The sequence below is a fragment of the Streptomyces chilikensis genome, assembly GCF_001642695.1.
Classification (GTDB): domain Bacteria; phylum Actinomycetota; class Actinomycetes; order Streptomycetales; family Streptomycetaceae; genus Streptomyces; species Streptomyces chilikensis.
The window spans coordinates 1,984,546-2,004,122 of the sequence record NZ_LWCC02000005.1; the positions used below are offsets into that span (position 1 = coordinate 1,984,546).

The following is a 19,577-nucleotide window of genomic DNA, read 5'->3' on the forward strand; positions in this document are numbered from 1 at the left end:
CGCCCCTCTTTCCCGGTGCGGGTCACCGGACGGTGCCGTGGAGGACGGCTCCGGGACGGCCGTGGCCGTTGACGTCGCCGGTGGCCGGGTCGCCGCCCATGCCGCCCCAGGAGCCGGGGGCCTTGCCGGGCAGCGTGGTGCCGCCGGAGAGGCCGCTCGCGCTGCCCCACGGGACGGTCACCGCGCCCTGGCCCTCCTTGCCGTCGACGTCCTCGTGCACGGCGGACACGGCGAGGTCGCCGTAGCCGTCCGCGTCGAGGCCGGCCGCGGCACGGACCTCGCCGAAGGCGCCGTCGGCCCCGCACGCGCGGGTCCCGCGCGTCAGGCCCGGTTCGCCGGCCTTCCCCGCCGCACGGCGAGCACGGTTGCGGCGCCCAGGACGAGGGCCGCCGCGCCCAGGGCGCCCGCCTCCGCGGGAACGGAGCCCCCGCCGGTCTCGGCGAGGCTTCCTGAGCGGCCCCGCGGCCCGGTCCGGTCGGCCGGATCGGCCGTGCCGGCCGGGTCGGCCGGGTGGGAGGGAGCAGGGGGCCCGGCCGGGCCCGGCGTCGCGGTGCCCGACGGCGACGGGGCCGGCTCCGGCCCGGGCTCCCCCGGCCGCGCGGGGCCGGCCGCGACGACGGCGAACTCGTACCGGCCGCCGTTGCGGTGACAGGTGAGGTCCTCGTCGTACACGACGTCGGTGTAGCCCCACGCCGCGCCGGCCGGCGCGTCCCCGCTCACCCTGATCCGCAGGTCGGCGGTGAAGGTGGCGCCCGCGGGCACGTCCGGGAGGGTGTCCTGGTAACTGCCGGTGCTGCCCGGCCACCGGTGGTACTCGTCGTCCGACCACCGGCCGTCGTGCCGGTACTGGATCTCGGCCAGGCCCTCGGCCAGCATCTCCGGGTTCTCCTGGTACGTGACGGCCAGGGCGAGCCAGAGCCTGTCCAGGTCCTTGCCGGTGCCGTTGGTGACGGTGAACCGGAACTCGTCCCAGCCGGCGCCGGCCTCGATCCTGGCGGGCAGGCCCGTGACCTTCGTCCTGAGCCCCTCGTCGACCGCGCCCTTGTCGCAGAGCGCGTGGTCCGGCAGGTCGTCGCCCGGCCGGGAGGAACCGGCGCCCGGCTCCCCGGCCCCGCCCGGCTCCCCGTCACGGGCGCGGTCGTCCGGCGTCCCGGTCGCCGGGGCACTCTCCGGCGCGGTGGCACCGCCGGCCTCGCCGGCCGGATCGCCGCTCCCGGCCTCCGGGTGCGCGGCGTCCCGCTGTTCCAGCGTCCGCGAGGGGGACGGCACGGTGTCCTCGGCGGACGCCACCGGCGCCGACAGCAGGGTCAGCGGGGCGATGACGGCCGCGGCGGTCGCCACGGCCAGGGCACGGCGAAGCTTCACGGGATCCTTCCGGAGGTCGGGGGGGCTTGCGGGAGCAGCACTCCCCTGGGGGCGAACGGTGCGCCGGAGGGCCGGGGTGCGGCCGGCCCCGTCCGACGGGAGGCCGTACGGCACGGGGCCGTACGGCGGGACGGCTCAGCCGTGCGCGGCGGCCTTCCTGCGCCGCGCGGCGAGGACGGCCCCGGCGCCGAGGAGCACGGCAGCCGCTCCCGTGGCGCCCGCAGCCGGGAGCGCGGCGTCCGCGCCCGTGTCGGCGAGGCTGCCGGTGGCGGCGGGGCTGCCCGTGACCCGTCCGGCGCCGCCCTGCGGCTTCGTGCGGTCGTCCTCCCGGTCCTGGTGGTCCGGGGCCGGCTTCCCGGTGGTGGAGGGGGCAGGCTCCGGAGGGGCGGTGGTGGGGGGCACGACCACGAACTCGTGCATGTCGCCGTCGCCGGAACACGTCCCGTCGCCGTTCCGGTACGAGGCGCCGGCCTGTGCGAAGGACTCGTCCGACATGACGCCCGCCCGCACCCGGACACGGAGGTCGGCGACGATCTTCTCGCCGGGGGCGACGTCCTGCGCGTAGGCGGAGAAGCTGGAGGTCTCGCCGGGGTACTGCGAACGGTCCGTCCACGCGCCGTCGTGCCGGAACTGGATCTCGGCCGATCCCAGCCAGATGTACATCTCGAGCCAGAGCTTCTCCAGCTCCTTGCCGGTCCTGTTGGTCACCGCGAGCTGGAACTCGTCCCAGCCGGAGCCGGCGACGTACCGGGTGGGCAGGCCCGTGACGTACGTGGTGACGCCCTTGTCGCTCTTCCACGTCTCGCAGACCGGGGAGTCGCCGGCGGGCTGCAGGCCGCCGCTCGACGGGGCGGGCGCCTCCGTCGCCCCGGCGCCGCCCGGCTGCCCGGCGCCGCCCGGTTGCCCGGCCCCGCCGGGCGTCCGCGCGTCGTCCGGCGTCCCGGTCCCGCCCGGAGTGCCGGTGGCGTCCGGGGTGACGGTGGCGTCAGGGGTCCCGGTGGCGTCCGGGGCCCCGTCGGTGGTCTCCCCCGGCCCGCCGGTCTCCGGGGTTCCTCCGTCGGTCCGGCTCTGCGAGGGGGACGGCACGGGTGCCTCGGCGAACGCCGCCGGCGCCGACAGCAGGGTCAGCGGGGTGATGACGGCCGCGGCCGCCGCCACGGCCATGGCGCGGCGAAGCTTCATGGGAACCTCTCGCGGGTCGGTGGAGGACCACGCGGTGCGTCATCCGGGCGTGGCCACAGTTCTCGCAGGGTGTGACGGGCCTCCGCCGGCAAAGGTTGTACCGGGCCTCACGCCTTTTTCACCCGGTGCAGCTCGGCCCACGCGCCCGCCGTCTCCCGGCTCTCCCGGCGGGCCTGGAGGGCGGCCCTGACGCGCAGCACGACGGCGCCCGCGCCGCCGGCCGCGCCGAGCGCGGGCCAGCCCGCCCCGCCGGCCGCGAGGACCACGGCGGTGAGGGCCACCGTGGCCCACGCCACCAGGCAGGCGGCCGCCGCGCTGCGGCTGGACCGGGGGCGGTCGGCGGCCCCGGCCCGCAGTTCCAGCAGGGCGGGCACGTACCAGACGTGGCCGGCGAGCGCGACGACCGCGACGCCCAGGGCCGGCACTCCGGAGCCCATCTACCGCACCGCCTCGAGCTCGCGGTCGCCGATGCCCGGGTGGTGCAGGTCGAAGGCCGGGGACTCGGAGCGGATCCGCGGCAGCCGGACGAAGTTGTGCCGCGGCGGCGGGCAGGAGGTGGCCCACTCCAGGGAGCGGCCCCAGCCCCACGGGTCGTCCACGCCGACCGGCTTGCCGTACCGGGCGGTCTTCCACACGTTGTAGAGGAATGGCAGCACCGACAGGCCGAGCAGGAAGGAGCCGATGGTGGACAGGGTGTTGAGGAAGGTGAAGCCGTCGGCGGCCAGGTAGTCGGCGTACCGGCGCGGCATCCCCTCCGCGCCCAGCCAGTGCTGGACCAGGAAGGTCAGGTTGAACCCGGCGGTCAGGGTCCAGAAGGTGATCTTGCCGAGCCGCTCGTCGAGCATCTTGCCGGTGAACTTCGGCCACCAGAAGTGGAAGCCGGCGAACATCGCGTACACCACCGTGCCGAAGAGCGTGTAGTGGAAGTGCGCGACCACGAAGTACGAGTCGGAGACGTGGAAGTCCAGGACCGGCGAGGCCAGGATGACGCCGGTGAGGCCGCCGAAGAGGAAGGTCACCAGGAAGCCGGCCGCCCACAGCATCGGCGTCTCGAAGGAGAGCGAGCCCCTCCACATGGTGCCGATCCAGTTGAAGAACTTCACCCCGGTCGGCACCGCGATCAGCATCGTCATGAAGGCGAAGAACGGCAGCAGCACTCCGCCCGTCACGTACATGTGGTGCGCCCACACGGTGACCGAGAGGCCCGCGATGGCGACGGTGGCGCCCACCAGGCCCATGTAGCCGAACATCGGCTTGCGGGAGAAGACCGGAATGACCTCGGAGACGATCCCGAAGAACGGCAGCGCCAGGACGTACACCTCGGGATGGCCGAAGAACCAGAACAGGTGCTGCCACAGCAGGGCGCCGCCGTTGGCGGCGTCGAAGATGTGCGAGCCGAACTTCCGGTCCGTCTCCAGGGCGAAGAGGGCGGCGGCCAGGACCGGGAAGACCAGCAGGATCAGCACGCCGGTGAGCAGCACGTTCCAGGTGAAGATCGGCATCCGGAACATGGTCATGCCGGGCGCGCGCATGCAGATGATCGTGGTGATGAAGTTGACCGCGCCGAGGATCGAGCCGAAGCCGGAGAGCGCCACGCCCATGATCCACAGGTCGGAGCCGAGGCCCGGCGAGTACAGCTCCGAGGAGAGCGGCGCGTAGAGGAACCAGCCGAAGCTGGCCGCGCCCTGCGGGGTGAGGAAGCCGAACGCCGCGATCAGCGAGCCGAACAGGAACAGCCAGTAGGACAGCATGTTCAGCCGGGGGAACGCCACGTCCGGCGCGCCTATCTGGAGCGGCATGATCCAGTTGGCGAACCCGGTGAACAGGGGCATGGCGAACATCAGCAGCATGATCGAGCCGTGCATGGTGAACGCCTGGTTGAACTGCTCGTTGGAGAGGATCTGGGTGCCGGGCCGGGCCAGCTCGGCGCGCATCACCAGCGCCAGGACGCCGCCGACGCCGAAGAAGGCGAAGGCGCTGACCAGGTACATCGTGCCGATCTTCTTGTGGTCGGTGGTGGTCAGCCACTCGACCCAGTCGGCCCGCCGGGCGGGAGCGGGAGGCGGTGGCGGACCGGTGACGGCCTTCTGCTCGTCTCGCTGTACTGGCTGTGCGGTGTCCACCGGGTCGTCCTCCCGAAGCGCTGATACGTGCAGCAGACCGGGAAGCCGGTCCTACGGGGGACAGGACCGTGCCGGCCTTCCCGGCCCGCCGCCGCTCATGCTCGTCCCCGCGGGCACCGCCGCCCCAGGGCCCTTGGGTCCGTCGCGCCGCAGCGAAAGTCCCCGGCCGTCCGGGTCGCAGGTCCCGGCCGGCCAGGGACTTCCGGTCCCCGCCGCGGTGTCAGAGCGCGGGCGCGGGGGGCTTGCCGGTGGTCTTCGGGGACTCGGCGTCGTCGGAGACCGGGACCTTCACCCAGACCGCCTCCGAGGGCACGCCCCGCTCGTCGACCGCGGTGAGCATGTACCAGCCGGGCGGCACCAGTGACGGGTCGTCGGGCAGCGTCACCTTCACCCGGTCCCGTTCCTTGGTGAACTTCAAGGTGAGGGAACGCTGTTCGACGTTGGTGACGTGGGTGAAGGAGCCCGGCCGGATCAGCCGCATCCGGTCGATCCGGGCCGCGTCCGGGCTGGCGTAGGTGGTGGATCCGCCCAGCTCGACCGTCCGGCGGCGGTCGCCGCGCTCGTCGAGCCGGGGCCGCTCCCCTCCCCGGTGCAGGTAGGGCGGGGTGTAGAGCTCCAGGCGCTGGTCGAAGACGCCCGGCTTGGAGTCGGCCTTGTCGGAGAAGAGCGAGTCCGAGCCGAAGGTCATCACCCGGCCGTCCGGCAGCAGCAGGCCGCCGGAGTGGTAGTTGCGGCCGACCAGCGGCGCGGCGGCCTCGGTGAACCTGTTCGCCGCCGGGTCGTAGATCGCCGCCTTCAGCACGTTGCTGTCGCCCTTGCCCCGGTAGTCGCCGGAGCCGTTGGTGACCAGCACGGTGTCGTCCGGGAGGATCACCGCGGACGGGTAGCGGGCCTTGGCGTACAGGTCGGGCCCGGCGACGAACGCGGGGTCGTCCGCCTTCAGGTCCACCAGGTCGGTGCGCTCGGTGGACCTCGGGCTCTCGCCCACTCCCCCGCCGCCGATCACCATGTACCGCTGCTTCTGCGCGGGGGGCAGCAGCACCGACATCGAGGTCTCCAGCAGCTGCGGGTCCCTGAGCCCCGGCACCTCCTCGAAGGCGCCGCTGTCCAGGTCCCACAGGCCGGGGACGCGGCCCTTGTCGGCCGGCCCGTACCCGGCGTTCGACCCGGTGTAGAAGATCTTGCCGCCCTGGGCCAGGAAGAGCGCCGGGTAGGTCGGGAAGAACCGTGACCTGGGGACGAACTTCCAGTCCTTCTTCCTCGGGTCGTAGATCTCGTTCTTGCCCGGGACGACCTGCCCGATCTCGTCCAGCCCGGAGACCGAGAGGACCTTGCCGTCCTCCAGCGTGGTCAGCGTGGGGTACCAGCGGGCCTCGTGCATCGGGTCGACCTTGATGTACTTCTCGGCGACCGGGTCGAACTCGTAGGCGTCCTTGATCCCCTGGAAGTCCTTCTTGTCGAAGGAGAGCTTCTGCGCGATCCCGTAGACGTTGCGCTTCTCGGCGCCCTTGAGCCCCTTGATCCGGTACTGGTCCTGGGCTCCGGTCTGGTACCGGGCGCCCTGCCGGGTCGCCTCCACGTACACCCGCGCCGAGGAGGCGGTGACGGTGGCCTTGCCGGTGTCGGGGTCGATCTTCTTCTCCGCGCGCGGCACCACCACGGACACCTGCGAGGTGAAGGTCTTCCCGCTCTCCTTGCCGGTGAAGAGGGTGCCCTCGGGGAGCGTCTTGGGCCTGTCGGGGTTCTCGTTGTAGACGATCATCAGGCCGCCGGCCCGCTTGACGTCGCCCTTCAGCGTCTCGTACCGCTGGGTGCCCCCCGCGACCAGCAGGTTTCCGCCCGGAAGCTGGGCGTGCCCCGCGCAGAACAGGTCGCTCGGCGTCTCGACGTTCTTGAAGGTGTTCCGCACCGGGTCCCACACGACGGTGCGGAAGGTCTTGGAGTCAAACATCTTGGCGTTGTTGCCGGACCCCGCGATCAGCAGGACCTTGCCGGTGTGCAGCAGCGCGGCGTGGATGGTGTTGATGCGGAACCGCGGTGGTACGTCGACCATGCTCCAGTGACCGTGGTCCGCCTTGTACGACGGCTGTTCGATCAGGTAGGCGTGATAGGTCCGGGAGGTGAAGTCGTAGACGGCGGGGGCGTTGAGGCCGGCCAGGACCAGCACGCCCGCGGCGCCCAGGACGGTCCGGCGGACCCGCGGACGACGGTTCTTCTCTGCCATGTGAGTGACTTCCGGAATGGGTTCGCTGATGTTCGCTGGATCCCCGCCCCGAGCACACCATCTGATGGAGCATCAGATGTTGAGCTGCTGTGAGGATCGTAGGAACATCGGCCTCCCATCTTCGGCAGCGAAACGCCACGGAGCGTCACGGACCTCGTTCGGCGGTGCGCCCGGCGGCACCGCCGCGCGCGGCCACGGCGACCGCGCGCGGCCCGTACACCGGGGAGAACGCCGCGGCGCCCGCCCACGGGGGTGTGGGCGGGCGCCGGGAAGGGCTGCCGCGTCGCGTTACTCCACGTGACCGGTCACGGAGACCGTCACGGCGGCGGCGGTCACGGCTCCCGGTGCACCTTCGTGTTGGAGGCCTGCGCGCGGGGGCGCAGGACCAGCAGGTCGACGTTGACGTGAGGGGGGCGGGTGACCGCCCAGGTGATGGTGTCGGCGACGTCGTCGGCGGTCAGCGGCTCGGCGACGCCCTGGTAGACCTTGGCCGCCTTCTCGGTGTCGCCGTGGAAGCGGGTGAGGGCGAACTCCTCGGTCTTCACCATGCCGGGCGCGATCTCGATCACCCGCACCGGGGTGCCGACGATCTCCAGCCGGAGGGTTTCCGCGAGCACGTGCTCGGCGTGCTTGGCGGCCACGTAGCCGGCGCCGCCCTCGTAGGTGGCGTGGCCGGCGGTGGAGGAGACCACCACGACGGTGCCGTCGCCGCTCGCGGTCAGCGCGGGCAGCAGCGCCTGGGTGACGTTGAGGGTGCCGATCACGTTGGTCTCGTACATGGTGCGCCACTCCTGCGGGTCGCCGGTGGCCACCGGGTCGGAGCCGAGGGCGCCGCCGGCGTTGTTGACCAGCACGCCGATGGTCCTGAAGGCGGTGGCGAACTCGTCGACGGCGGCGCGGTCGGTGACGTCCAGGGCGTAGGCGGTGGCGGAGTGGCCGGCGGCGTTGATCTCCTCCGCGAGGGCCTCGATGCGGTCCTTGCGGCGGGCGGTCAGCACCACGCGGTATCCGGCCGCCGCGAGCTGCCGCGCGGTGGCGGCGCCGATGCCGCTGCTCGCGCCGGTGACGACGGCGATACGGGAGGCGGGTGCGGCGGTGGCGGTGTAGGCGGCGGTCATGGTGCGCGAGGCTCCCGTTCGAGGTGGGTGTCCGGAACGCCGCCAGAATAGGCGCGGCCCTCCCCCCGCCGGCAGCCCGTCCCACCACGCCCGCGCCCCCCGCCCCGCGGGCCCGGCCCCCGCCTCGCGCGCACGATCACCGCCCCGCGGGCCCGGACTCCGCCCCGCGCCCGGGCGGGACGGACCCTCAGCGCCGCGGCGCGTACATGATCAGGGCCACGCCCAGGAGGCAGACGAGCGCGCCCGCGACGTCCCACCGGTCGGGCCGGTAACCGTCGGCGGCCATCCCCCAGGCGAGGGAGCCCGCCACGAACACCCCGCCGTACGCGGCGAGCACCCTCCCGAACTCCCCGTCCGGCTGGAACGTGGCGACGAACCCGTACGCCCCCAGAGCCAGCACCCCGGCCCCGATCCACATCCAGCCGCGGCTCTCCCGGAACCCCTGCCAGACGAGCCACGCGCCGCCGATTTCCAGCACCGCGGCCAGCACGAACAGCGCCGCGGACCTCGCAATCCCCATCGGGCCACCATGTCACGTCCCGTCCGCCCCGCCGCCCGGAGCCGTCCGGAATACCCGCCGCACCCTCCTCGTTGTCGGATATAGTTCAATGGTCAACAACATTGGAGTGAGCGACCATGACCATGCAGTTCGGGATCTTCTCGGTCGGCGACGTGACGACCGACCCCACCACCGGCCGCACGCCGAGCGAGCGGGAACGCATCAAGGCCATGGTCGCCATCGCGCTCAAGGCCGAGGAGGTCGGGCTCGACGTCTTCGCCACCGGCGAGCACCACAACCCACCCTTCGTGCCCTCCTCGCCGACCACCATGCTCGGCTACATCGCGGCGCGGACGAAGACCCTCACCCTCTCCACCTCGACCACGCTGATCACCACCAACGACCCGGTGAAGATCGCCGAGGACTACGCGATGCTCCAGCACCTCGCGGACGGCCGCGTGGACCTGATGACGGGCCGCGGCAACACCGGCCCGGTCTACCCGTGGTTCGGCCAGGACATCCGCGAGGGCATCAACCTCGCCATCGAGAACTACGCCCTGCTCCGCCGCCTCTGGCGGGAGGACGTGGTGAACTGGGAGGGCAAGTTCCGCACGCCGCTGCAGGGCTTCACCTCCACGCCCCGCCCCCTGGACGACGTGCCGCCGTTCGTCTGGCACGGCTCGATCCGGTCCCCCGAGATCGCCGAGCAGGCCGCGTACTACGGCGACGGCTTCTTCCACAACAACATCTTCTGGCCCTCCGACCACACCCGCCGGATGGTCGAGTTCTACCGGACCCGGTTCGCCCACTACGGGCACGGCCGCCCGGAGCAGGCGATCGTCGGCCTCGGCGGCCAGGTGTTCATGCGGAAGAACTCCCAGGACGCGGTCCGCGAGTTCCGCCCCTACTTCGACAACGCCCCCGTCTACGGCCACGGCCCCTCCCTGGAGGAGTTCACCCGCGAGACCCCGCTGACCGTCGGCTCCCCGCAGCAGGTCATCGAGCGGACCCTGTCGTTCCGTGAGGTGGCCGGCGACTACCAGCGCCAGCTGTTCCTGATGGACCACGCGGGCCTGCCGCTGAAGACCGTGCTGGAGCAGCTCGACATCCTCGGCGAGGAGGTCGTGCCGGTGCTCCGCGAGGAGTTCGCCAAGGGCCGCCCGGCCGACGTGCCGGACGCCCCCACCCACGCCTCCCTCGTCGCCCGCGCCGAGGCGGCCGGGACCGGGGCGCCCACGACCGGGGGATCCGCGACCGAGGAGAAGGAGACCGCACGATGAAGCTGGTCGTCGTCTCGGCGGGACTGGGCGTCCCGTCGTCCACCCGGCTGCTGGCCGACCGCCTGGCCCGGGCCACCGCGGACCGCACCGGCGCCGGGGTCCGGGTGATCGAGGTGCGCGACCTCGCCGTGGAGATCGCGCACCACTTCACCAACGGCTTCGCCGGCCGCGACCTCGCCGCCGCCCAGGAGGCGGTGGCGGCGGCCGACGGACTGATCGTCGTCACCCCGGTCTTCTCCGCCTCCTACAGCGGGCTCTTCAAGGCCTTCTTCGACGTGCTCGACCGGGACGCCCTGGACGGCAAGCCGGTGCTGATCGCCGCGACGGGCGGATCGGCCCGCCACTCCCTGGTGCTGGACCACGCGCTGCGGCCCCTCTTCAGCCACCTGCGGGCCGTGGTCGTGCCGACCGGCGTGTACGCGGCCTCGGAGGACTGGGGCGCCGAAGGACTGCCGGAGCGGATCGAGCGCGCGGCCGGGCAGCTCGCCGCGCTGATGGCCAAACCCGCCCGGCTGCCCGCGGCCCGCGCGGCGCAGGAGGACGGCCCCGGCGTCGTCCGGGTCGGCGACCTGGAGACCGTTCCCTTCGAACAGGCCCTGCAGGCGCTGCGCCGCCCGTCCTGACCCCGGGCCGCGGCACCGCACGGCCGGTGGGGCACGCGCACGGAAATGACACACTGTGCCCGTGCCCCACACCGTGCTGCTCGCCGAGGACGACCGCGCCATCCGCAACGCCTTGGCCCGCGCCCTGACCCTCGAGGGCTACGAGGTGACCGCCGTCTCGGACGGCGCCGCCGCGCTGGAGCAGGCCACCGCCGGCGCGCCCGACGTGCTGGTGCTGGACGTGATGATGCCCGGCGTCGACGGCCTCCAGGTCTGCCGCGAACTGCGCGCCCGCGGCGACCGCACACCGATCCTGATGCTGACCGCGCTGGTCGAGACCGCCGACCGGATCGCCGGCCTGGACGCCGGCGCCGACGACTACGTGCCCAAACCGTTCGAGGTGGACGAGGTCTTCGCCCGCCTGCGCGCCCTGCTCCGCCGGGCCGGCAAGGACCCCCTGCCCGCGCCCGCGCCGCAGGGCCCGGACGCCCCCGGCCCCGGGACGCTGAACGCGGCCGGGGTGCGGATGGACCCCTCCGCCCGCCGCGTCTGGCGCGGCGGGCGCGAGATCGAGCTCACCCGCACGGAGTTCGACCTGCTGGAGCTGCTGCTGCGCCACGCGGGCGTGGTGCTCGACCACGCCACCATCTACGACCGCATCTGGGGCTACGACTTCGGCCCCGGATCGAAGAACCTCGCCGTCTACGTCGGCTACCTGCGCCGCAAGCTCGACGAGCCGGGCGCCCCGCAGCTGATCCACACCGTGCGGGGCGTCGGGTACGTACTGCGGGAGGGGTGAGGAGGTGCCCGGACGCCTCGGCCGGCTGGCATCCCTGCGGACCGGCTTCGCGGTCTCCTTCGCGGCGGTCGCCGCCGCCGTCACCGTGGTGGTCGGCCTGCTCTCCTACAGCGCCGCCGCGCGCATGGTCCGGGTCGACCAGCAGACGATATTCGCGGAGGTGGTCGGCGACCTGCGGGCCGAGGTGCGGCAGCGGCGGATGACCCCGGAGGACTTCTCCTCGCACGTCCCCGGCCACGACATCGTCCGCCCCAGCCGCACCGTGGTGCAGGTCCTGGGTCCGGACGGCTCGGTCGACGATCCCGGACGCCCCGCCCTCCCGGTCACCGGCGAGGACCGCCGCACCGCCCTGGAACAGGCCGCGGGCCGCACCGTCGAGCACGCCGACATCGAGGCCGGCCACGACATGTACCGCATCGCCACCGTCTCCCTCGGCGGCGGACGGGGCGCGGTCCAGGTCGCCCACGAGTTCAGCGACACCGAGGACCTGCTGCGCGAGCTCCAGCGGCGCACCGCCTGGCAGGTCGTCGCCGTGGTCGACGCCGCCGGCCTCTTCGGCTGGTGGCTCGCCCACCGCATCACCCGCCGCCTGGTCGCCCTCACCGACGCCGCCGAGGCGGTGGCCCGCACCCGGCGGCTGTCCATCCAGGTCCCGGTCACCGGTGCCGACGAGGTGGGACGCCTCGGCCGCTCCTTCGACCGCATGCTGGACCGGCTCGCCCGGTCCGAGGAGGACCAGCGCCGCCTGGTCCAGGACGCCGGCCACGAACTGCGCACGCCGCTGACCTCGCTGCGCACCAACATCTCGATGCTCCGCCGGATCGACGAGCTCCCGCCGCGGGTCCGCGAGGAGCTGGTGGAGGACCTGGCCACCGAGTCACGCGAGCTGACCGACCTGGTCAACGAGCTGGTCGACCTCGCGGCGGGCCAGTCGGACGCCGAACCGGTCCGTCCGGTCGTCCTCGCCGAGCTCGCCGAGGACGTCGCCGTGCACGCCCGCCGCCGCACCGGCCGCGACGTCCGGGTCGCCGTCACCGGCGACACCACGGTGGACGGCCGCGCCTCGGCCCTCCAGCGCGCCATCTCCAGCCTGGTGGAGAACGCCGCCAAGTTCGACCAGGACGGCACCGGCCCCATCGACGTCCGGGTGGCCCGCCCCGAGGGCGCCGGTCACGTCCGCGTGGAGGTCCTCGACCGCGGCCCCGGCATCGCCCCCGCCGACCTGGGCCGCGTCTTCGACCGCTTCTACCGCACGCCCGCCGCCCGCAGCCTCCCCGGTTCGGGCCTCGGCCTCTCGATCGTCCGCGAGGTGGCCGCCTCCCACAACGGCGCCCCGTTCGCCTTCCGCCGCGACGGCGGCGGCTCCGTCATCGGCTTCACGGTGGACGGGGAGCCGTAGCGCGACGCGGCACGGCGGCGGGGCGCCCGGTCAGCCCTTGACGCAGACGACCTGCTTGAGCTGCGCCACCACGGCCACCAGGTCCCGCTGCTGGTCGATGACCTGCTCGATCGGCTTGTAGGCCGCCGGGATCTCGTCCACCACGCCGGAGTCCTTGCGGCACTCGACGCCCTGCGTCTGCCGCTCCAGGTCCGCCGCCGTGAACCGCCGCTTGGCCGCGTTGCGGCTCATCCGCCGGCCGGCGCCGTGCGACGCCGAGTTGAACGACTTGTCGTTCCCCAGCCCCTTCACGATGTAGGAGCCGGTGCCCATGGACCCCGGGATGATCCCGTACTCGCCGGACCGCGCGCTGATCGCGCCCTTCCGGGTGACCAGCAGGTCCATCCCCTCGTACCGTTCGCGGCTGACGTAGTTGTGGTGGCAGCTGATCTCGGGCTCGAAGGTCACCCTGGCCTTCTTGAACTCCTTGCGGACCACGTCCTTGAAGAGCGCCATCATGATCGACCGGTTGAACCTGGCGTACTCCTGCGCCCAGTACAGGTCGTTCTGGTAGGCGGCCATCTGCGGCGTGTCCGCGACGAACACCGCCAGGTCGCGGTCGACCAGCCCCTGGTTGTGCGGCAGCCGCTGCGCGACGCCGATGTGGTGCTCGGCGAGTTCCTTGCCGATGTTCCGCGATCCGGAGTGCAGCATCAGCCACACCGAACCCTCGGTGTCGAGACAGAATTCGACGAAGTGGTTGCCGGATCCGAGCGTTCCCGCCTGCTTCGCGGCGCGTTCCTGGCGGAATCTGACCGCTTCGGCGATCCCGTCGAACCGCTCCCACAGGTCGTCCCAGGCCGCGGTGGCGAAGCCGTGCATCCGCCCCGGGTCCACCGGGGTGTCGTGCATCCCCCGGCCCACCGGAATCGCCTGCTCGATCCTCGACCGCAGCCGCGAGAGGTCCCCCGGCAGGTCGTTCGCGGTGAGCGACGTCCTCACCGCGGACATCCCGCAGCCGATGTCGACGCCCACCGCCGCCGGGCAGACCGCGCCCTGCATGGCGATCACCGAGCCGACCGTCGCGCCCTTGCCGTAGTGCACGTCCGGCATCACGGCCAGGCCCTTGATCCACGGAAGGGTCGCGACGTTCTGGAGCTGGCGCATGGCCACGTCCTCGACCGAGGCCGGATCCGTCCACATGCGGATCGGCACCTTGGCGCCCGGCACCTCGACGTACGACATGACCGACCATCTCCCCCGAAAGCGACAACGGAAATCACACAGAAGCCGACAAGCCCCCACAGAACCGAGAAGCATGACCAACGTCACGAAGAGGACCGCGGACCGGCGTTCCCTGCGGCGTGTGCGATACACATTGTCTGCCGGGCCCCCGTCCGCCCGGCAACCGATTAACCCCGCGAGAGGAGCCCGACCGTGCAGCGGAAGGCGTACACCATCGGCACCGCCGCCCTGCTCGCGGCCGTGCTGGCCGGCTGCAGCGGCGGTCCCTCGGAGGGCGGGCAGGCCGACGACTCCAAGCCCGGCGCGGCCGACGTCACGACGGCCGAGGCCGAGCCCGGCCGCTACCGCACGCTGCCCGACCCCTGCGACGCGGTCGGCGAGGGCACGCTGGAGGAGATGCTCCCCGGCCTGCGGCAGATCACGGACGCCAAGAAGCGCGAGGCCGCCTACGAGGGCACCGCCGACCTCACCTACGACCTGGACCGCCGGGTGGGCTGCCACTGGCAGGCCGGCTCCCAGGACTCCACCGACTCGCTCTCCCTCGACTTCGAACGGGTGGTCTCCTACGAGCCCGCGGTGGGCGACGACGACAAGGCCGGGGAGATCTTCACGGACCTCCGCGAGGAGGCCGGCGTCCCCGCCCCCGGCGCCGGGTCGTCCGCGAGCCCCGACGGCTCCTCGTCCCCCTCGGAGCCGGCCTCCGGCGCGGACGCGGCGACGGACGGGGAGGACGGGACGGACGGGGAGGACGCCGAGCCCTCGTCCGGCTCCCCCGAGGGCTCCGCGGGGTCCGGCGGCGCGGCGGACCTCGGCCCGCGCCCCCTGGAGGACCTCGGCGACGAGGCCTTCCTCGACGACAGCCTCGGAACCGCCGGAACCACCTCTTCCGAGCGCACCGTCACTGTGGTGTTCCGCACGTCCAACGTCATCGTGAAGATCGTCCGCACGAGCCGCCCGACCCTGGCCGGCGAGACCACGGACGGTGAGGAAATGCAGGACAGGGCCCGTGAACTGGCCGCCGCGCTGGCCGAGGAACTGGCCGGCTGACCCCCTGGCACAGCCGCCGCCCACCTGTCCGGCGAACGCCTCCGCACGGGCGACGGGTCCCGCCCACCGCGTACCGTGACCTGTCGGACCGGGATCGAACACCACGCCCGCGGTCATCCGCCGGGTCGGGGGTATCCGGGTCCCGCAGGAGCCGAAGCGACGTCGTGAGTGAAGGAACCATGCAGCGAGCGCACCGAGCCACCCGTCCCGTCCAGCGAGTCGTCCGCGCCCTGACGGGTGCGGCGGTCCTCCCCGTGGTGCTCGTCGCCGCGGGATGCTCCTCGGACGCGGAGCCGAAGGCCGACGCCAAGCAGAGCGCCGGCAGCGGCGGGTCCTCCGCCAAGCCCTCGCCGTCGGTGGCGCCGGCCGCCTACGAGGAGCTGCCCGAGGCGTGTGACGCGCTGGGCAAGAAGACGCTGGGCAAGCTGGTGCCCAAGGGCCTGAAGACGGAGAAGGCCGGCCGCACCGACGACGCCGGCACCCGCGGCAGCTGCACCTGGAACAGCCTCGACGACAACGGCGTCAAGGGTTCGCAGTACCGCTGGCTGAGCGTCTCGCTGCTGCGCTTCGACTCCAGCCAGGTGCGCGGCACCGGCGAGGAGCAGGCCAAGGAGCAGTACGAGGCCCTGATCGCCGACGCGAAGAAGACCGCGGACGCCAAGAAGGTCGCCGACAAGCCGGTCGAGGGCGTCGGCGACGAGGCCACCCTGGTCACCTACGACCTGAAGAAGAAGGAAGGCCTCTTCAAGCAGCAGACCGTGGTCGCCCTGGTCGAGAACGTCGTGGTGACGCTCGACTACAACGGCGCCGGTCTGGCCGGCGAGGACGCCCCGAGCGTGAAGACGCTGGGCGAGCGGGCGGCCGACGCCGCCGAGGAGGCCGTCGCGAAGGTCGCGGCGGCGAACGGCGACGACACCTCCGGCTCCTCCGCCTCCCCGTCGGCCTCCGCCTCCGCGTCCGCGTCCGCCGCCAGGTCGTGACCTCCGGATCCCACGCGCCGTAGCGGGGGAAACCCCGCCGCACGGCCGTACGAGACGTCCGCGTACGTCCGGCACCGCCCGAGTCGCGCGGCACCCCGCGGGTGCCGGTGCGGTCGACCGACCGCCCGGCACCCGTACACATGTGCAACCCTGGTGCGCGCAACAGGACAGTCTGGAAGGGGAGTCGGGTGGCCGCGCCACAGCTCACACGGACGCATCGCATACTCATCGGGGTGGTGATCGCGGGCGCCGTGGTCATCGCCGCGATCGGCTTCGCCGGGTCGTACGCGGCCGTGAAGGAACTCGCCTTCCAGAAGGGCTTCGGGAACTTCAGCTACGTCTTCCCGATCGGCATCGACGCCGGCATCTGCGTGCTGCTGGCGCTGGACCTGCTGCTGACGTGGATCCGGATCCCGTTCCCGATGCTCCGGCAGACGGCCTGGCTGCTGACGGCCGCGACGATCGCCTTCAACGGCGCCGCCGCCTGGCCCGACCCGCTGGGCGTCGGCATGCACGCCATCATCCCGGTGCTGTTCGTGGTCGCCGTGGAGGCCGCCCGGCACGCCGTCGGGCGGATCGCCGACATCACGGCGGACAAGCACATGGAGGGCGTCCGGCTCACCCGGTGGCTGCTGTCCCCGGTGCCGACCTTCCTGCTGTGGCGGCGCATGAAGCTCTGGGAGCTGCGCTCCTACGAGGAAGTCATCAAGGTGGAGCAGGAGCGGCTGGTGTACCGGACCCGGCTGCGGGCCCGCTTCGGCCGCTCCTGGCGCCGCAAGGCCCCGGTCGAGTCGCTGATGCCGCTGCGGCTGGCCAAGTACGGCGTGCCCCTCGCGGACACCGCCGCGGCGGGCCTTGCGGCGGCGGGCATCGAGCCCGCGGTCGTCCCGGCCGCCGAGGTGGAGCGTGAGGACCGCCCCGACCTCCGCGGCCGCGCCGCGGCCACCGGACCCGAGCCGGCCCCGGAACTGGAGAGCGCGGCCGCCGCGCGGCAGGCCGCCGCGCAGGGGCAGCCCCGGGAGCAGCAGCCGTGGCAGCCGCCGCGGCCGGAGGACCAGCAGGCGCCGCCCGCCCCCGACCGGTCCCGGCCGGCCGCCGAGCAGCAGCTCTACTACGACTCCAGCGGCAGCGCCTGGTTCTACGACGCCCGCGTCGGCAGCTACAGCCCGGCCACCTACCAGCCGGACCCGGCCACCGAGCAGTGGTACGCGCAGCAGGAGCCGCAGCACCAGGCGAGGGAACCGCGGTTCGAGGAGCAGCAGTTCGAGGAGCCTCAGCTCCAGGAGCAGCCTCAGCTCCGGGAGCCGCAGTTCCAGGAGCGGCCGCAGTTCCAGGAGCCCCGGCCCGCCCCCGAGGGCGCCGGCGACTTCCCGGTCCCCGTCGGCCGGCCCGGCGGCGGCACCCGCCCGCTCGGCGAGGGCGCCGCGCCCGACGCCGAGCCGGACCCCGGGCAGCGGCCCGCGCCCGCGCCGGAGCCCGAGGTGAGCATCCCCGCCCCGCGCCAGGAGCAGCGGCCGGCCGCCGACACCACGGCGGAGTTCGCGTCCGAGAAGGAGCGCGAGGACGCCTACTACCAGGTGTTCCGGCGCGCCATCGACGGCGGCTTCCCCACCCCGCGCCAGCTCGGCGAGATCCTCGAGGCCCAGTTCGGCCACACCTTCACCGGCGCGGAGCTGAACGACTACGTGGAGCGCTTCGGCACCCGTTACGACGTGGAGCTCGCCCAGGACCACATCGCCTGACGCCTCCCGCGGAACGCACCGGTGCCCCGGTGGTCGTCACGACCACCGGGGCACCGTCGTGCTCAGGCCCTCGTCACGCGGCGGCGCCGCCGAGCAGGCGACGCACGCGGTCCGCGCCCACCGCCAGCAGCAGCGTGGGCAGCCGGGGCCCGGTGTCCTTGGAGACCAGCAGCCGGTACAGCAGGGCGAAGAACGCCCGCTGCGCCGTCTTGATCTCCGCCGGCAGTTCCTTCGGCGTGGCGTCGGCCGAGAACCCGGCCTGGACCTTCGGCACGCCGTAGACCAGGTGGGTCAGACCGTCCAGCGACCAGTGGTCGTCCAGGCCGTCCAGCAGCAGCCGCAGCGACTCCCGCGAGGTCTCGTCCAGCGACCCCAGCAGCTCCGCGTCCGGCTCGTCGCGCACGATGGTCCGCTGGTCCGCCGGCACCTGCGTGTTGATCCACGCCTCGGCCCTGTCGTACCGCGGCCGCGCCTCGTCCAGCGAGGAGAGCGGGTTCGCCGGGTCCAGGTCGCTGAGGATGCGCAGCGCCTGGTCCTGGTGGCCGCCGGTGATGTCGGCGACCGAGGCCAGCGTCCGGTACGGCAGCGCCCGCGGCGTCCCCGGCAGCTCGCCGGCGGCCGTGGAGGCGGCGCGGGTGTACGCCGCGATGTCGCCCGGCAGCGCGCTGCCGTCCCTCACCTTGGCCTCCAGCCGGTCCCACTCGTCGTAGAGGCGCTGGATCTCCTGGTCGAAGGCGACCTTGAACGACTGGTTGGGCCTGCGCCGCGCGTACAGCCACCGCAGGATCTGCGGTTCCATGATCTTCAGCGCGTCGGCCGGCGTCGGCACGCCGCCCTTGCTGGACGACATCTTCGCCATGCCGCTGATGCCCACGAAGGCGTACATCGGGCCGATCGGCTGTTCGCCGCCGAAGATCCCGACGATCTGCCCGCCGACCTGGAAGCTGGAGCCCGGCGAGGAGTGGTCCACGCCGGAGGGCTCGAAGACGACGCCCTCGTACGCCCAGCGCATCGGCCAGTCGACCTTCCAGACCAGCTTGCCGCGGTCGAACTCGCTGAGCCGCACCGTCTCGGAGTGGCCGCAGGACTCGACGGTGCAGACGTACGTCATCTCGGTCGTCCCGTCGTCGTACGAGGTGACCGTGGTGAAGTCCTTGCCGCAGCCGCCGCAGTACGGCTTGTACGGGAAGTACCCGCCGGCGCCGGAGCTGCCGTCGTCCTCCTCGGCCGCGCCGGAGCCCTCGGCGGCCTCCAGCTCGGCCTCGTCGACCGGCTTCTGCTGCTTCTGCTGCTTCTGCTTGAGGTCCTGGGCCGGGTCCTTCTTCTTGGTCCGGTACTGGTCCAGGATCGCGTCGATGTCGCCGCGGTGCTTCATCGCGTGCAGGATCCGGTCGCGGTAGGCGCCCGAGGTGTACTGCTCGGTCTGGCTGATGCCGTCGAACTCCACGCCCAGCTCGGCCAGCGAGGCGACCATGGCGGCCTTGAAGTGCTCGGCCCAGTTCGGGTGTTCCGAGCCCTTCGGCGCCGGGACCGAGGTCAGCGGCTTGCCGATGTGCTCGGCCCAGGACCCGTCGACGCCCTCGACGCCGTTCGGCACCTTGCGGTACCGGTCGTAGTCGTCCCAGGAGATCAGGTGCCTGACCTGGTGTCCGCGGCGGCGGATCTCGTCGGCGACCAGGTGCGGGGTCATCACCTCGCGCAGGTTGCCGAGGTGGATCGGTCCCGAGGGGGACAGGCCGGACGCGACGACGACCGGTTTCCCAGGGGCCCGACGCTCCGACTCCTCGATGACCTCATCCGCGAAACGGGAGACCCAGTCGGTGGTCTCGGTGCTCTGAGCCACGATCGGCACGTCCTTCTTTCCTGAGGGGAGACGCCCGGCCGCCGCGATGCCCGCGCGGCCGTGTCCCCCATTCTCCCAGGTGCGGGCCCCACCGTGAAAACACCTTTCCCACCAGCCCCACGCCGGACGGGAAACGGCGAGGCGGCCGCA

Annotated in this window: 17 protein-coding genes; 7 read left to right on the forward strand and 10 right to left on the reverse strand. The window is 73.0% G+C overall.

Annotated elements, in window-relative coordinates:
* Positions 1-22: 22 nt before the first annotated feature.
* The 8 genes from A2U95_RS08905 to A2U95_RS08940 all read right to left on the reverse strand — a co-directional run bounded on the left by A2U95_RS08905 (position 23) and on the right by A2U95_RS08940 (position 8,532).
* Positions 23-229 carry a hypothetical protein gene (locus tag A2U95_RS08905; protein ID WP_166021635.1) on the reverse strand — a complete coding sequence of 69 codons (207 nt, stop codon included), beginning with the start codon at positions 227-229 and terminating at the stop codon, positions 23-25.
* A gap of 92 nt (positions 230-321) precedes the next feature.
* Entirely contained in the window at positions 322-1,365 is a 1,044-nt protein-coding gene (locus tag A2U95_RS08910) for a hypothetical protein (protein WP_166021636.1), read from the reverse strand.
* Between the two features lie 135 nt (positions 1,366-1,500).
* Positions 1,501-2,547, reverse strand: a complete 1,047-nt coding sequence (locus tag A2U95_RS08915; RefSeq protein ID WP_166021637.1) for a hypothetical protein — start codon at positions 2,545-2,547, stop codon at positions 1,501-1,503.
* A gap of 107 nt (positions 2,548-2,654) precedes the next feature.
* Positions 2,655-2,984, reverse strand: coding sequence for a hypothetical protein (locus tag A2U95_RS08920; protein ID WP_166021638.1), 330 nt, complete (start codon positions 2,982-2,984; stop codon positions 2,655-2,657).
* Positions 2,985-4,670 carry an aa3-type cytochrome oxidase subunit I gene (gene ctaD, locus A2U95_RS08925; RefSeq protein WP_240957245.1) on the reverse strand — a complete coding sequence of 562 codons (1,686 nt, stop codon included), beginning with the start codon at positions 4,668-4,670 and terminating at the stop codon, positions 2,985-2,987. It abuts the gene before it with no gap.
* A gap of 220 nt (positions 4,671-4,890) precedes the next feature.
* On the reverse strand, positions 4,891-6,894 hold the full coding sequence (glxA, locus tag A2U95_RS08930) for a radical copper oxidase GlxA (RefSeq protein WP_166021639.1): 2,004 nt from the start codon (positions 6,892-6,894) through the stop codon (positions 4,891-4,893).
* 332 nt (positions 6,895-7,226) lie between these two features.
* Complete coding sequence (locus A2U95_RS08935; RefSeq protein ID WP_166021640.1) at positions 7,227-8,012, reverse strand: SDR family NAD(P)-dependent oxidoreductase; 786 nt, start codon at positions 8,010-8,012, stop codon at positions 7,227-7,229.
* Between the two features lie 187 nt (positions 8,013-8,199).
* Entirely contained in the window at positions 8,200-8,532 is a 333-nt protein-coding gene (locus A2U95_RS08940) for a YnfA family protein (protein ID WP_166021641.1), read from the reverse strand.
* A gap of 122 nt (positions 8,533-8,654) precedes the next feature.
* Between A2U95_RS08940 and A2U95_RS08945 the strand changes: the two genes are divergently transcribed.
* The 4 genes from A2U95_RS08945 to A2U95_RS08960 all read left to right on the forward strand — a co-directional run bounded on the left by A2U95_RS08945 (position 8,655) and on the right by A2U95_RS08960 (position 12,591).
* Entirely contained in the window at positions 8,655-9,791 is a 1,137-nt protein-coding gene (locus A2U95_RS08945) for an LLM class flavin-dependent oxidoreductase (protein WP_166024970.1), read from the forward strand.
* Complete coding sequence (locus A2U95_RS08950; protein WP_166021642.1) at positions 9,788-10,414, forward strand: CE1759 family FMN reductase; 627 nt, start codon at positions 9,788-9,790, stop codon at positions 10,412-10,414. The genes A2U95_RS08945 and A2U95_RS08950 overlap by 4 nt, the downstream gene beginning before the upstream one ends.
* A gap of 61 nt (positions 10,415-10,475) precedes the next feature.
* On the forward strand, positions 10,476-11,192 hold the full coding sequence (locus A2U95_RS08955) for a response regulator transcription factor (protein WP_166021643.1): 717 nt from the start codon (positions 10,476-10,478) through the stop codon (positions 11,190-11,192).
* A gap of 4 nt (positions 11,193-11,196) precedes the next feature.
* Positions 11,197-12,591, forward strand: a complete 1,395-nt coding sequence (locus A2U95_RS08960; protein ID WP_166021644.1) for a HAMP domain-containing sensor histidine kinase — start codon at positions 11,197-11,199, stop codon at positions 12,589-12,591.
* Between the two features lie 30 nt (positions 12,592-12,621).
* Here A2U95_RS08960 and A2U95_RS08965 read toward each other — a convergent pair whose 3' ends face one another.
* Positions 12,622-13,815, reverse strand: a complete 1,194-nt coding sequence (locus A2U95_RS08965; protein WP_166021645.1) for an RtcB family protein — start codon at positions 13,813-13,815, stop codon at positions 12,622-12,624.
* Positions 13,816-14,007: 192 nt separating this feature from the next.
* On the opposite strand from A2U95_RS08965, the gene A2U95_RS08970 reads away from it, so the two are divergent.
* From A2U95_RS08970 to A2U95_RS08980, 3 genes are all read left to right on the forward strand, one after another.
* Positions 14,008-14,862, forward strand: a complete 855-nt coding sequence (locus tag A2U95_RS08970) for a DUF3558 domain-containing protein (RefSeq protein WP_166021646.1) — start codon at positions 14,008-14,010, stop codon at positions 14,860-14,862.
* 179 nt (positions 14,863-15,041) lie between these two features.
* Complete coding sequence (locus A2U95_RS08975; RefSeq protein WP_240957246.1) at positions 15,042-15,842, forward strand: DUF3558 domain-containing protein; 801 nt, start codon at positions 15,042-15,044, stop codon at positions 15,840-15,842.
* A gap of 188 nt (positions 15,843-16,030) precedes the next feature.
* Complete coding sequence (locus A2U95_RS08980; RefSeq protein WP_206282843.1) at positions 16,031-17,584, forward strand: DUF2637 domain-containing protein; 1,554 nt, start codon at positions 16,031-16,033, stop codon at positions 17,582-17,584.
* 73 nt (positions 17,585-17,657) lie between these two features.
* On the opposite strand, the gene lysS is transcribed toward A2U95_RS08980, so the two are convergent.
* Complete coding sequence (gene lysS, locus A2U95_RS08985) at positions 17,658-19,436, reverse strand: lysine--tRNA ligase (protein ID WP_166021649.1); 1,779 nt, start codon at positions 19,434-19,436, stop codon at positions 17,658-17,660.
* Positions 19,437-19,577 lie beyond the last annotated feature (141 nt).

Excerpts from the sequence above, each read along its gene's own strand:
- A2U95_RS08975 (WP_240957246.1), top strand. The coding sequence starts at position 15,042 with ATGCAGCGAGCGCACCGAGCCACCCGTCCCGTCCAGCGAGTCGTCCGC.
- A2U95_RS08950 (WP_166021642.1), top strand. The coding sequence starts at position 9,788 with ATGAAGCTGGTCGTCGTCTCGGCGGGACTGGGCGTCCCGTCGTCCACC.
- A2U95_RS08920 (WP_166021638.1), bottom strand. The coding sequence starts at position 2,984 with ATGGGCTCCGGAGTGCCGGCCCTGGGCGTCGCGGTCGTCGCGCTCGCC.
- A2U95_RS08965 (WP_166021645.1), bottom strand. The coding sequence starts at position 13,815 with ATGTCGTACGTCGAGGTGCCGGGCGCCAAGGTGCCGATCCGCATGTGG.
- A2U95_RS08945 (WP_166024970.1), top strand. The coding sequence starts at position 8,655 with ATGCAGTTCGGGATCTTCTCGGTCGGCGACGTGACGACCGACCCCACC.
- glxA (WP_166021639.1), bottom strand. The coding sequence starts at position 6,894 with ATGGCAGAGAAGAACCGTCGTCCGCGGGTCCGCCGGACCGTCCTGGGC.
- A2U95_RS08935 (WP_166021640.1), bottom strand. The coding sequence starts at position 8,012 with ATGACCGCCGCCTACACCGCCACCGCCGCACCCGCCTCCCGTATCGCC.
- A2U95_RS08915 (WP_166021637.1), bottom strand. The coding sequence starts at position 2,547 with ATGAAGCTTCGCCGCGCCATGGCCGTGGCGGCGGCCGCGGCCGTCATC.
- A2U95_RS08940 (WP_166021641.1), bottom strand. The coding sequence starts at position 8,532 with ATGGGGATTGCGAGGTCCGCGGCGCTGTTCGTGCTGGCCGCGGTGCTG.